The 12458-nt window shown below is 65.3% G+C and carries 12 protein-coding genes; 7 read left to right on the plus strand and 5 right to left on the minus strand.

All coding sequences use genetic code 11. The features are described from left to right. Nucleotides 1-114 precede the first annotated feature (114 nt). A complete protein-coding gene (locus ABIC17_RS18285) occupies nucleotides 115-651 on the plus strand; it encodes a gluconokinase (RefSeq protein ID WP_354284580.1) in 537 nt (178 codons plus the stop codon). A gap of 111 nt (nucleotides 652-762) precedes the next feature. Here ABIC17_RS18285 and ABIC17_RS18290 read toward each other — a convergent pair whose 3' ends face one another. Then, nucleotides 763-1440 (minus strand): FadR/GntR family transcriptional regulator, encoded by a 678-nt coding sequence (locus ABIC17_RS18290; RefSeq protein WP_354284299.1) that lies wholly within the window; start codon nucleotides 1438-1440, stop codon nucleotides 763-765. Between the two features lie 284 nt (nucleotides 1441-1724). On the opposite strand from ABIC17_RS18290, the gene ABIC17_RS18295 reads away from it, so the two are divergent. The 4 genes from ABIC17_RS18295 (at nucleotide 1725) to ABIC17_RS18310 (ending at nucleotide 7069) form a co-directional block, all read left to right on the plus strand. After that, nucleotides 1725-1997 (plus strand): response regulator transcription factor, encoded by a 273-nt coding sequence (locus ABIC17_RS18295; protein WP_502958500.1) that lies wholly within the window; start codon nucleotides 1725-1727, stop codon nucleotides 1995-1997. Between the two features lie 28 nt (nucleotides 1998-2025). Continuing rightward, the gene (locus ABIC17_RS18300) at nucleotides 2026-3120 is read left to right on the plus strand and encodes a Gfo/Idh/MocA family protein (RefSeq protein ID WP_354284301.1); all 1095 of its coding nucleotides are present in this window, start codon (nucleotides 2026-2028) and stop codon (nucleotides 3118-3120) included. 52 nt (nucleotides 3121-3172) lie between these two features. Then, nucleotides 3173-4420 carry a CaiB/BaiF CoA transferase family protein gene (locus ABIC17_RS18305; RefSeq protein WP_354284303.1) on the plus strand — a complete coding sequence of 416 codons (1248 nt, stop codon included), beginning with the start codon at nucleotides 3173-3175 and terminating at the stop codon, nucleotides 4418-4420. Nucleotides 4421-4678: 258 nt separating this feature from the next. After that, a complete protein-coding gene (locus ABIC17_RS18310) occupies nucleotides 4679-7069 on the plus strand; it encodes a TonB-dependent receptor (RefSeq protein ID WP_354284305.1) in 2391 nt (796 codons plus the stop codon). A 94-nt stretch (nucleotides 7070-7163) separates the two neighbouring features. Here the strand turns inward: ABIC17_RS18310 and ABIC17_RS18315 are convergent, their stop codons facing one another. From ABIC17_RS18315 to ABIC17_RS18330, 4 genes are all read right to left on the minus strand, one after another. Next, nucleotides 7164-7616, minus strand: a complete 453-nt coding sequence (locus ABIC17_RS18315; protein ID WP_354284307.1) for a hypothetical protein — start codon at nucleotides 7614-7616, stop codon at nucleotides 7164-7166. Nucleotides 7617-7676: 60 nt separating this feature from the next. Beyond that, nucleotides 7677-9134 (minus strand): AMP nucleosidase, encoded by a 1458-nt coding sequence (locus tag ABIC17_RS18320; RefSeq protein ID WP_354284309.1) that lies wholly within the window; start codon nucleotides 9132-9134, stop codon nucleotides 7677-7679. A gap of 85 nt (nucleotides 9135-9219) precedes the next feature. Next, nucleotides 9220-9492 (minus strand): hypothetical protein, encoded by a 273-nt coding sequence (locus ABIC17_RS18325; protein ID WP_354284311.1) that lies wholly within the window; start codon nucleotides 9490-9492, stop codon nucleotides 9220-9222. A gap of 90 nt (nucleotides 9493-9582) precedes the next feature. Further along, a complete protein-coding gene (locus ABIC17_RS18330) occupies nucleotides 9583-10062 on the minus strand; it encodes a peroxiredoxin (protein ID WP_354284313.1) in 480 nt (159 codons plus the stop codon). 122 nt (nucleotides 10063-10184) lie between these two features. On the opposite strand from ABIC17_RS18330, the gene ABIC17_RS18335 reads away from it, so the two are divergent. Both ABIC17_RS18335 and ahcY read left to right on the plus strand, forming a co-directional pair. Beyond that, complete coding sequence (locus ABIC17_RS18335; RefSeq protein ID WP_354284315.1) at nucleotides 10185-10745, plus strand: YqgE/AlgH family protein; 561 nt, start codon at nucleotides 10185-10187, stop codon at nucleotides 10743-10745. Between the two features lie 143 nt (nucleotides 10746-10888). After that, nucleotides 10889-12304 (plus strand): adenosylhomocysteinase, encoded by a 1416-nt coding sequence (ahcY, locus tag ABIC17_RS18340; protein ID WP_354284317.1) that lies wholly within the window; start codon nucleotides 10889-10891, stop codon nucleotides 12302-12304. Nucleotides 12305-12458 lie beyond the last annotated feature (154 nt).

Below are 12458 nucleotides of genomic sequence, written 5' to 3' on the forward strand. Positions count from 1 at the left end.
GACCAAGGTCGTAGTTCCCGGAACCGACGGGAGCACCGTAGAAGACCTGCGAGATGGCCCCAGGTACAAGGATCAAGAGTGCAGCGGCCATATTGCAACAGCACGATCGCGCCGATGGCGGTGATCATCATGGGGGTCAGCGGGAGCGGCAAGTCCACGCTCGGCGAACGGCTGGCAGACGCGCTGGGCGCACCGTTTCTCGAGGGCGACAGCTATCACGACGCCGCCGCCGTCGCCAAGATGCGCAGCGGTCACCCGCTCGATGACGCGGATCGCTGGCCGTGGCTGGACAGGCTGGGGGCGGCGTTGGGGACCGCGGTGCGCCGCGACGGTATCGCGGTGGCCGCCTGTTCCGCGCTGCGGCGGCGGTATCGCACACGGCTGATCGATGCGATCGTCGAACCGACGCGGTTCATCCTGCTCGACAACAGTCCGGCGGAGCTGCAGCGGCGGATGGCGGCACGGGTGGGGCATTACATGCCGCCGAGCCTGCTCGACAGCCAGATCGCCACGCTGGAGCGTCCTACGGCGGACGAGCCCGCGATGATCCTCGATGCCGGAGCAACGCCTGAGGCATCGTGTGCCGCGTCGGTTGAATGGCTTGTCAGCGAGGCGTCACGGTTGCGCGCGCGGGATACGGTACAGCGCTGAGGGTCATCGAGCACTGTGCTACGACAAGAACAGGCTTCGACTTCGCTCAGCCCGAACGGAGTTGGGGGCGGGACGGTGAGGGACGGGCGGGCGGCGAAGGGCGGGGAAGCCTTACGGCATCAATCGCTTGCGGCCTTCCGACAGATGCCAGCGCATCGCCAGCGCCGCGCCGTCCGCGTCCTGCGCACGGATCGCGGCGACGATCATCTCGTGTTCGCGCAGCATCGCGCCGATCACTTCGGGCGGGCGCGAGCGCGAGATGTCGACGCCGGCGCGCATGATCCGGTCGACATCGGCAAACAGCGCCTCGAACGTCACCAGGAACGCAGGGTTGGCGGTCGCGAGCATGATGCGGCGGTGAAACTCCATGTCCTCGTCATGCGCCGGCGCGCTCGACAACAGCGCGGTGCGAAGCTGGTCGAGGCCATCCTCGATCTGCGCCATCTCATCCTCCGACCGGCGCGTCGCCGCGAGCCGGGCCGCCTCGGATTCGAGCACGAAACGCACTTCGTAAGTGCCGAGCGTCGCGGACATGTGGTCCATCGGCATGAAGGCGATCAGCTGGTTCGACGGACGGTTCTTGACGAACGAGCCCGCGCCGCGCCGCGCCTCGGTGATCCCGTCGGACGCCAACCGCACCAGTGCCTCGCGCACGATCGTGCGCGACATGCCGAACATCTCGGCAAGGCGCGCCTCTGACGGCAGCCGATCCCCGACGGACAAATCGTCGGTGTTGATGATCTCGACGATGCCGGCATAGGCACGGTCCGCCAGGCGCCCTTCGCTCATCGCTTCTTTTCCTCGTCCGCGCTCGATGCAGGTTAGCGGACGCATCGAATGACTGGCAACGCCATCGCACCCGTTCATCCGCATGACCGACCTGTCCGACAACGTTTGCGTTAAATCTGCAACGATTGCTACCAATCGTGCGGCAAAATGCGATTGTAGGTTGAATCTGTCCAACCAATTTGCCTAGACTGACCCACGAAGGATCCGAAAACGGGACTCGAACGGCGGTTGGGGCCGACCGTGCACTGCCTGCAGCGTCGGGCAGATCATCAGGGAGAGGTTGTGTGAAAACCAATCGACAAGAAGCACCGGCGACCGAAGCCGCGACCGCGTCGTCGCCACCGCTCGCCTTATTGACGCCGACGCAGCGGAAGGTGCTCGACGGGGTCTATTCCGGGCAGCTCAACAAGCAGATCGCGTTCGACCTCGGGATCGCCGAGGCGACCGTAAAGGCGCACATGACCGCATTGATGCGCAAGTTGCAGGTGCGCAATCGCACGCAGCTTGCAATAACCGCCCAGTCGCTCGGCTGGAACGGGCGAACGCTCGCGCACTGAGCGAATAACGGTTTTGGGAAGGATGCGCATGGATATCGGACGTCGCGACGTTTTGCTCGGCTCGGCCGCCCTGTTGCTCGCGCCCGCGGGGTCGGCATGCGCGGCGACGGAGCGTCCGCTCGGCTATGCGATCGTCGGCCTTGGCTATTACGGGCTCGACGTCATCATTCCGCAATTCGTCAATTGCGAGCACAGTCGGCTCGTGGCGCTGGTCAGCGGGGACCGCGCCAAGGCGCAGCGCGTCGCGCGCGCGCATGGCGTGCCCGAGCGGGCGATCTATTCCTACGCCGATTTCGACAAGATCCGCGACAATCCCGAAATCGACATCGTCTATGTCTGCCTGCCCAACGGGATGCATGCCGAATACACGATCCGCGCGGCGCGTGCGGGCAAGCATGTGCTGTGCGAGAAGCCGATGGCGATCTCGGTCGCCGAATGCGAGGCGATGATCACGGCATGCCGCAAGGCGGATCGCAAGCTGATGATCGGCTATCGCTGCCATTTCGAGGCGCATAACCTCGAGGCGATGCGGCTGGCGCGGAGCGGGGCGGCGGGCAAGATCCGCTATGTTCGGTCCGAGCATGGCTTCGTCCAGGGTGATCCGTCGAAATGGCGGCTCAAGCGCGCGCTGTCGGGGGGCGGGTCGCTGATGGACATGGGCATCTACAGCTTGCAGGCGGCACGCTACATGACGGGCGAAGAGCCGGTCGCGGTGACTGCGCGTGAATCCACCGACCGGCGCGATCCCCGCTTCAGCGAAGTCGAGGACATGATCGAGTGGACGCTCGAATTTCCGTCGGGGGCGATCGCCGGGTGCCAGTCGATGTATAGCGCGAACCAGAACCACATCCTGCTGATGGGCGACGCCGGGCGGATCGAGCTCGAACCCGCGACGCGCTATGACGGCAACCAGATGTGGGTCGGCAAGGACGGTCGCGAACGCAAGATCACGCCGCCACCCGGTCCGGCCAAGACGCAGTTTGCGGGACAGCTCGACCATATGGCGCAAAGCGTGATGACGGGTCGGCAGCCGATCGTCTCGGGCGAGGAGGGGCTGCGCGATATGCGGATCGTGGAAGCGATCTATCGTTCCGCACGCGAGGGGCGGACGATCAAGCTCTGAACGTCGCGCTCCCCCCTCGTATGCTGCTGCGTTTCGTGGCAGCACCTTGCGTATGTCCAGCGTTCCCCCTCCCGGTCTACCGTCCCCCGCCGCCCTGAACGGCATCAAGGTCCTCGATCTTTCGCGCGTGCTCGCTGGTCCGTGGGCGACGCAGATGCTGGGGGATCTGGGTGCCGAAGTGCTCAAGATCGAGCAGCCGGGGCAGGGGGATGACACGCGCCGGTGGGGCGGTCCTGCACTCGCTGACGGATCGGGGGACTCCGCTTATTTCCTGTGCGCCAACCGCAACAAGCGGTCGCTCGCGATCGATCTCGCCAAGCCCGAGGGGGCGGACCTGATCCGTCGCCTGGCGCAGCAGAGCGACGTGCTGGTCGAGAACTTTCGCGTTGGCGGGCTTGCCAAATACGGGCTCGATTACGCGAGCCTGTCCGCACTCAACCCGCGGTTGGTCTATTGCTCGATCACCGGGTTCGGCCAGACCGGGCCCTATGCCGACAAAGGCGGCTATGATTTCCTGATCCAGGCGATGGGCGGGCTGATGAGCATCACCGGCCTGCCCGACGGCGTCCCCGGCGGCGGGCCGATGAAGGTCGGCGTGCCGATCGTCGACCTGTTCACGGGGACGTATGCCACGGTCGCGATTCTCGCGGCGCTGCGCCACCGCGATGCGACCGGCGAGGGGCAGCATATCGATTGCGCGCTGCTCGACACGCAGCTCAGCCTGTTGTCGAACCAGGCGTCGCGCTATCTCAATGGGGGCGCGGTGCCGGGGCGGTTGGGCAACGACCATCCCGACATCGTGCCGTATCGCGATTATGCGTGTGCCGACGGCGACATCGTCGTCGCATTGGGCAACGACCGGCAGTTTCGGGATTTCGCCGCAATCCTAGGCCTCGCCTCGCTGGTCGAGGACGCGCGCTTTGCCACCGTGGCGCTACGCAGCGTCAACCGCGAGGCGCTGCAGGCGGTGATCGGCCCGATTGTCGCGCGGTGGCGGGTCGACGATCTGGTGGCTGCGATGGAAGCCGCCAAGCTTCCGGCAGGCAAGGTGCAGAGCGTGCCCGAAATCATCGGCGACCCGCATGTCGTGGAGCGCGCCAGCGTCCAGACGATGCACCGGGAGGACGGCACGCCGCTCCGGGTCGTGGGCTTTCCTGCGAAGCTGTCCGCGACCCCTGCACGGTACGACCACGCGCCGCCGCGCGCCGGGGCGGATACGCGGGATGCGCTCCGCGAGGCGCTGGGGTTGTCGGGGGATGCGCTCGATGTACTGGCGGCGGCGGGGGTCATTCCGGGGTAGGAGCGCGCGCCCATATACGTGCGCTTCCCCGGCGAAGGCCGGGGCCCAGTCGCGCTGGCGGACGTAACGAAGCGCAGCCGCCAGCAATCTTCTGTTCCGCGACTGGGCCCCGGCCTTCGCCGGGGAAGCGAAGGAGATCGAGAGCGAAGGGAGAACATCCGCCGCCGGACTGACTTCTGCGCGTCATCCAACTGACGCCGTCCCGTCGTATATCCCGCCTAAGCGCCCGTGTGTTGCAGTGCGACAGGGGGATTTTACATGACGTTCCGGATGGTTTCTTGGGGTGCGCTCGCGCTCGGCATGATGGGTGGACTGCCCACGATGGCAGCAGCTGCGCCCGAAACCCCGCCAGTCGCGGTTCCCGCCGACCCCGTCGCCACGCCCGTCGAGGATGCCACCGAAACCGGGCAGATCGTCGTGACCGGCCGTCGCAGCACGCGGTCGGTGACGCAGCTTGAGGGTGTCGAGATGCAGAAGATCCTGCCGGGGATCAACCCGCTGAAGGCGATCCAGACGCTGCCGGGCGTGACCTTCCTGACCGCGGATCCGTGGGGGAACAACGAACAGAACATCTCGCTGTTCATCCACGGCTTCAACCAGCAGCAGCTTGGCTATACCCTCGACGGGATCCCGCTCGGTGACCAGAATTACGGCAATTACAACGGGTTGTCGCCGCAACGTGCGATCATCTCGGAGAATGTCGGGCGTGTCACGCTCGCGAGTGGCGCGGGGGATCTGGGGACCGCGTCGACCAGCAATCTCGGCGGAACGATCGATACCTTCTCTAGCGACCCCAAGCGCGAGCGCGGCGCCACGATCGCGCAGACGGTCGGCAGCTATGACTCCTTCCGCACCTTCGCGCGCGTCGACAGCGGCGATCTTGGCGGCGGCAATGCCTTCTATGTCTCGGGCGTGCGGCAGGATGCGCGCGCCTGGGACTTCAACGGCAAGCAGGGCGGGTATCAGGCGAACGGCAAGTTCGTCCATGACAGCGGCGCACTGCGGCTGACCGGATATTTCGCCTATTCGGACAAGACCGAGCCGAACGAGGACGCGACCGTCGTCAACATCTCGAAGGGTGAGACGCCGGGCAACGTGCCCTATGTCCGCCCGTTCCTCTACCCGGATTTCAAGAGCGCGGTCGCGTATCTGACGTCGCCTGCCTACACCGCGGCCAAGGACAATTACCGCAATTATTACAGCGACGCGCAGCGGACCGACTATCTCGGCTATCTCGCGATGACCGCTCGGTTGAGCGACAAGGTCAGCTACGACGCCAAGGTCTATTATCATCACAATGACGGCGTCGGCGTTGTCGCCGGGCCGATCACCGTGGCGGGGCTGCCGCAGCTGTTCTCGGTCTATTACCCCGGGCGGAACCTCTCGAGCGTGTTCGGCGGCTCGGGCTTCGCGACGCGGACGACCGAGTATCGGATCGATCGCGGCGGGATCGTTCAGACGATGAAGCTGGCGCTCGGCAACCATGATATCGAGTTCGGCGGCTGGTTCGAGCATCAGAGTTCGTCGGCATTCCGTCGCTGGTATGCGCTCGACGTCAACAACCCCTCGACGCCGTATCAGCGTCCGCGCGACACGCTGACGCCGCTGATCACGCAATATTACAGCGAAGTCCGCGTCGACGAACTGCAGAGCCATATCCAGGACGCGTGGCACGTGCTGCCGACGGTGACGATCCTCGCGGGGTTCAAGTCAACCTACCAGTTCGCGACCCAGCGGGTGAAGGTGCAGCCGTTGCCGGGGTCCTTCGCCGGCTCGATCGCGCTGCCCAACGGTGCGCTGGAAACGACCGAGGTGTTCCTGCCGCAGGTCGGCGCAGTGTGGGACGTGACGCCGAACGACCAGCTGTTCGCCAATGCGCAGAAGAACATTCGCCAGTTCCAGACGAGTGCGGCGGCGGGGCTGTCGCCGTTCGCGCTTGGCAGCCAGGGCGCGTTCGACCTGTTCGCGGCGAACGTCCAGCCGGAGACGAGCTGGACCTATGAGGGCGGCCTGCGATCGCATCACCGGCTGGGCGGCATCTTCTCGATCGAGGGACAGGTGAGCGTCTATCATGTCGATTTCTCGAACCGGCTGCTCGGCATCTCGCCCAACCCGACCGTCAATGCGATCACCAGCGGCGCGGCGATCCTGCAGAACGTCGGTGGGGTGAAGACGACGGGGGCGGATGTGGCGTTCACGCTCCATGCCGGGCCGCGCGTGTCGCTGTACAATGCGCTGTCGTACAATACGTCGAAATATCGGCAGGATTACGTCAGCGGAACGACGACCGTGCCGACGCGCGACAAGAACGTGCCCGGGTCGCCGGACTGGCTCAACAAGACGGTGCTTTCGGTCGGGCACGGCATCCTGGATGCGCAGCTGATCGGCGATTATATCGGCCGCCGCTATGCGACCTATACCAACGATCTGTCGGTGGCGGGCTACTTCACGCTGGCTGGGCAAGTTGGGGCGACGATCCCGCTCGACCAGCGGATGCTCGCGAAGGCGCTGCATGTCAGCGTCAACGTGACCAACATCACCGATCGCAAGGCGGCGTCGTCGCTGAGCATCGGGTCGCCGACCAACACGTATAGCGTCTTCCCGCTGGCACCGCGACAGGTGTTCGGAACGGTAAGCGTGAGCTTCTGATCGGTATACCGGGGCCGTCCGCCAGTGATGGCGGTACGGCCCCGGACCTGGCATTAATACTGCGCAATCCGAACAGGCGATGCGCGGATGTGGCTTACTCCGGGATCGTGCCTTCGTCGGCGATGCCCGCTTCGAACGATGCACTCGAATTGCTGCCGTCGGCCTGATGCGCGCGCTTGTCGCGGTTGGGTTTGTCGGTAACCGGCGTGCTTCCGCGCAGCGCGAACAGCGCAGCGGCGGTGGCACCGACGGCAGCCAGTCCGCCAACGACGGCCGCTGCCGAGCCCCAGCGCTTCCGGGTCGCGGACGTGGGGGCGGCGGGGGGTGCCGGCTTCACGATCGGCTTGCCCGGATTGACCGGACGCCCCGAACCCGCGCTGCGCGGCTTGGCGGGCTTGCGCGGCGCAGGGGCCTTGCCGGCGGATGCGGATTTTGCCCGTGCGGGCTTTTCCGCCTTGGGGGGCTTGGGCGGCTTCGCTGGGCTGGGCGGTGCGGCCGCCTCGGTCGGGGTTTCGGTATCGGTCGGCTTTTTCGGTGGCGTGGCCATCGGTTCATCCTTGAATTGGTCGCAACCCCAACGCGCAACGCGACGCTGGTTTCCCGTCTCTTACCGGAACGGCGGCTCGTTGAAGGCGCGGAGTTTGCGGGAATGGAGCTTATTGCCTTCGCGGCGCAGTTCCTCGCAAGCTTCGATGCCGATCCGCATATGCTCGCTGATGGCGCGTTCGTAGAAGCGGTTGGCCTGGCCGGGGAGCTTCAACTCGCCGTGGAGCGGCTTGTCCGAGACGCACAGCAGCGTGCCATAGGGCACGCGGAATCGGTAGCCTTGCGCCGCGATTGTGGCCGATTCCATGTCGATTCCAACCGCGCGCGACAGCGAGAAGCGCAGGGCAGAGCGCGAATATTGCAGTTCCCAGTTGCGGTCGTCGGTCGTCACGATCGTGCCGGTGCGCAGGCGGCGCTTGAGCTCGTCGCCGGTCTGGCCCGAGACCGTCTCGGCCGCGCGCGCCAGCGCCAACTGGACTTCAGCGATCGCCGGAACCGGGATTTCGGGCGGCAGCACGTCATCGAGAATATGGTCGTCGCGCAGATAGGCGTGCGCCAAGACATAGTCGCCGATCCGCTGGCTCGGGCGCAGGCCGCCGCAATGGCCGATCATCAGCCAGGCCTCGGGGCGCAGCACCGCGAGATGGTCGCAGATCGTCTTGGCGTTGGACGGGCCGACGCCGATGTTGACCAGAGTGATCCCAGTGCCGTCCGCCGCCATCAAATGATAGGCGGGCATCTGGTGCCGCCGCCACGCGCTGGTGTCGGCGAGCATCGCCTCGACGTCGTCGCCCGCGCGCATCATCACGCCGCCTGCGCCCGACACACCGATGTAGCGGCTTGGCGTGCCGTCCGCGTGTGGCTCGAGCTGCGCACAAGCCCAGCGGACGAATTCGTCGACGTAGCGGTGGTAGTTGGTGAACAGCACGTAGCGCTGGACGTGCTCGGGGGGCGTGCCGGTGTAATGCCGCAACCGCGCCAACGAAAAATCGGTGCGCAACCCGTCGAACAGCGCCAGTGGACGCGCCCCGCCGGCGAGCACGGCATAGCGCCCGTCCGCGATCTCGTCACCGATATGCGCGAGTTCGGTCGCGGGGAAATGCCGCGACAGGTCGGTCGCGGTCACCGCGTCGAGGCTCAGCGCATGGCCGGGATCGATCACATAGGGGAAGGGGATTTCCTGCCGTCCGGGGACCGCTTCGACGGTTACGTCGTAATCCTCGATCAGCAGCGTCAACTGTTCGGTCAGATAGTCGGCGAAGATCGCGGGCTTGGTGACGCTGATCGCATAGGCGCCTTCGCTGACGAGACGGCCGAACGAACGGGGGGGCACCGGACGATCCTCGCCGCCGCGATAGTGCAGTCGGATTTCGGGGTAGGCAAAGCTGCCGTCGCTGCGGCTTTCGCGCGCGGGCGGCTGGCCGGTGGTGATGTAGGTGGTGAGGGCCGCCTGGAGGCGTTCGACCGACGCGCGGTACAGGCGGTCGAGCTCGGCGACGATGTCGGATGCTTGCGTCATGCACAGCGGCTAATGCGGTATCGTTACACGCGCAAGACCGGCTATGGTTTGGGGCACGCACCGGAGAGGCGCGTGCCCGATCGCGTTACTTCTTGAGGGGCGGAATCACGTCTTCGCCTTCGCGAAGCTTCTTCACGCCATATACCGTGCCCGCCACTGCGGCGGCCGCGCCGGTTGCGATTGCGGCTGCCGCGACCGGATGTTCCTTGACCGCCTCGACGGTCGCGTTGAACGCGTCGGTGACGGCTTCCTGCGCCTGCGTCAGGATCGACGGATCGACCACCTTCTTGACCTCGGTCGCGGCCTTGTTGCCAAGATCCTGCGCGGTGTCGGTGGCCTGCTTGATCGTATCCGTCATGATGATCTCCCTTCGCATAAAGACGTGTTCCGGATGAGAAACGAAGTGCGGCGAGCGGAGGTTCCGTCGCCACACTCGTTTCGTCGTACGTTAGATTTCGCTCAGCAGATGTTCTGCCGACGAAACCTTGAATTCACCCGGTGCCTCGACGTTGAGCTGTTCGACGACGCCGTCGTTGATCAGCATCGAATAGCGCTGGCTGCGCTCGCCCATGCCGAACTTGGAGCCATCGAAGGTCAGGCCGACAGCCTTGGCGAATTCAGCGTTGCCGTCGGCGAGCATCGTGATGTCGCCCGCGTCGCTGGCCTTGCCCCATGCGCCCATGACGAAGGCGTCGTTGACCGAGGTGAAGGCGATCTCGTCGATGCCCTTGGCCTTCAGGTCCGCCGCCTTGTCGACGAAGCCGGGGAGGTGGCGCGCCGAGCAGGTCGGCGTGAAGGCCCCTGGAACTGCGACGAGCGCGACCTTGCGGCCCTTGAAGAATTCGTCCGAGCTGACCTGATCCGGGCCATCGGGCGTGACTTTGGTGAGCATGGTGGTGGGGACGCGGTCGCCGACGTTGATCGTCATGAGAATCTCCTGATGCGGCCGCTCCGACCTGAAATGGGGAAACGGCTGGGCGGTACGTCGGCCAGCGGCAGCCAAATTTCAAGCATGGCGAGCGCTCGCCCGCATGCCTATGATGCGGGATGATGGACTCGACGACATATCTGACCGGCCAGTTCCTGCTCGCGATGCCCGGCATCGGCGACCCGCGGTTCGAGCGCGCGATCATTGCGATGTGCGCGCACGACGCGGAAGGCGCGCTCGGGATCGGGATCGGCGACACGCTTCCCGGCATCGGTCTCCACGCGGTGCTGGGGCAGCTCGACATCGATCCGGGCGTGGCACCGGATGCCCCGGTCCATATCGGGGGACCGGTCGAGCCGCAGCGCGGGTTCGTTGTGCATAGCCAAGACTGGGGCGGGCAGGACACGGTTAGCGTTGCCAACCGCTGGGCGCTGTCGGGCACGACCGACGTGCTCCGCGCGATTGCCGCCGGAACCGGGCCGTCGCGCTGGATCGTCGCGCTGGGCTATGCCGGATGGGGGGCGGGGCAGCTCGATGCGGAGATGAGCCGGCATGGCTGGTTCAGCACGCCCGGCGACCTGGCGATCCTCTATGATACGCAAGCGGAGCGCCGGTGGGAGCAGGCGTTCGGCGGGGCCGGGATCGACTCGCGGTTGCTCGTCAGCGGGGCGGGGAACGCCTGAGGCAAACGTCGCGATCGTCGCACAGACAGCGATCGAGCGCATGACGGCGCCCCTTCGGACCGACATATAAAGACATCTTTATATTTGATCCGACGGCTATTCGGCAGTAAGGGCGCGGGCATCAACTCAATCGGAGATGCCCCGTGGCCACCGTTCTCGACAAGCCGACCGACTATGTCGTCGCAGACATTACCCTCGCCGATTTCGGTCGCGCGGAAATCAACATCGCCGAGACCGAGATGCCCGGCCTGATGGCACTCCGCGACGAATTCGGTACTGCCAAGCCGCTGAAGGGCGCGCGTATCACCGGTTCGCTCCACATGACGATCCAGACCGCGGTGCTGATCGAGACGCTGACCGCGCTCGGTGCCGACGTTCGCTGGGCGACGTGCAACATCTACTCGACGCAGGACCATGCCGCTGCCGCGATCGCAGCGTCGGGCGTGCCCGTGTTCGCGATCAAGGGCGAGAGCCTCGCGGACTATTGGGATTACGTCGGCAACATCTTCGACTGGGACAATGGCGACGGCCAGACCTGCAACATGATCCTCGACGACGGTGGCGATGCCACCGCGTTCGCCCTCTGGGGTGCCAAGCTCGAAGCCGGCCATTCGTTCGGCGAGCCCGAGAATGAGGAAGAAGTCGAGATGCAGCGCGCCGTAAAGGCGTTCATCGCGAAGAAGCCCGGCTACCTCACTGAGACGGTCAAGAACATCAAGGGCGTGTCGGAAGAGACCACGACCGGCGTTCACCGCCTGTACGCAATCGCCAAGAAGGGCGAGCTGCCGTTCCCCGCGATCAACGTCAACGACAGCGTGACCAAGTCGAAGTTCGACAACCTGTACGGCTGCAAGGAATCGCTGGTCGACGCGATCCGTCGCGGCACCGACGTGATGCTCGCGGGCAAGGTCGCGACCGTTGCCGGCTTCGGTGACGTTGGCAAGGGTTCGGCCCAGTCGCTCCGCAACGGCGGCGCACGCGTGCTCGTGACCGAAGTCGATCCGATCTGCGCACTGCAGGCGGCGATGGAGGGCTTCGAGGTCGTGACGATGGAAGAGGCGGTTACCCGCGCCGACATCTTCGTGACCGCGACCGGCAACGCCGACGTCATCACCGCCGACCACATGCGCGGCATGAAGAACATGGCGATCGTCTGCAACATCGGCCACTTCGACTCCGAGATCCAGATTTCGGCGCTGTCGAACTACAAGTGGACCGAAGTGAAGCCGCAGGTCGATCTCGTCGAGTTCGACGACGGCAAGCAGATCATCATCCTATCCAAGGGCCGTCTGGTGAACCTCGGCAACGCGACCGGTCACCCGTCGTTCGTGATGTCGGCAAGCTTCACCAACCAGACGCTCGCGCAGATCGAACTGTTCACCAACCCTGAGCAGTATAAGAACGACGTCTACGTCCTGCCGAAGCACCTCGACGAGAAGGTCGCAGCGCTTCACCTCGAAAAGCTCGGTGTGAAGATGACCCAGCTGACCAAGAAGCAGGCCGATTACATCGGCGTGCCGGTCGAGGGTCCGTTCAAGCCGGATCACTATCGCTACTGATCGCCGACCACGGCAATCCATGTCGAAGGAAGGCGGCGAGCACTGGCTCGCCGCCTTTTTTCTTGATCTATGCGGTGGATCCGCCGCACGCTCTGTCAACGCGGTGGTACCGGTGGTAGCGCAGCGGGTACGCGAAGGAACGGGCAATGCGCCG

It is taken from the genome of Sphingomonas sp. PvP056, assembly GCF_040549155.1.
Taxonomy (GTDB): domain Bacteria; phylum Pseudomonadota; class Alphaproteobacteria; order Sphingomonadales; family Sphingomonadaceae; genus Sphingomonas.

Bases quoted from the DNA above. Each gene is read 5' to 3' on its own strand.
- ABIC17_RS18285 (WP_354284580.1), top strand. From the start codon at position 115: ATGGCGGTGATCATCATGGGGGTCAGCGGGAGCGGCAAGTCCACGCTC.
- ABIC17_RS18290 (WP_354284299.1), bottom strand. From the start codon at position 1,440: ATGAGCGAAGGGCGCCTGGCGGACCGTGCCTATGCCGGCATCGTCGAG.
- ABIC17_RS18300 (WP_354284301.1), top strand. From the start codon at position 2,026: ATGGATATCGGACGTCGCGACGTTTTGCTCGGCTCGGCCGCCCTGTTG.
- ABIC17_RS18305 (WP_354284303.1), top strand. From the start codon at position 3,173: ATGTCCAGCGTTCCCCCTCCCGGTCTACCGTCCCCCGCCGCCCTGAAC.
- ABIC17_RS18310 (WP_354284305.1), top strand. From the start codon at position 4,679: ATGACGTTCCGGATGGTTTCTTGGGGTGCGCTCGCGCTCGGCATGATG.
- ABIC17_RS18315 (WP_354284307.1), bottom strand. From the start codon at position 7,616: ATGGCCACGCCACCGAAAAAGCCGACCGATACCGAAACCCCGACCGAG.
- ABIC17_RS18320 (WP_354284309.1), bottom strand. From the start codon at position 9,134: ATGACGCAAGCATCCGACATCGTCGCCGAGCTCGACCGCCTGTACCGC.
- ABIC17_RS18325 (WP_354284311.1), bottom strand. From the start codon at position 9,492: ATGACGGATACGATCAAGCAGGCCACCGACACCGCGCAGGATCTTGGC.
- ABIC17_RS18330 (WP_354284313.1), bottom strand. From the start codon at position 10,062: ATGACGATCAACGTCGGCGACCGCGTCCCCACCACCATGCTCACCAAA.
- ABIC17_RS18335 (WP_354284315.1), top strand. From the start codon at position 10,185: ATGGACTCGACGACATATCTGACCGGCCAGTTCCTGCTCGCGATGCCC.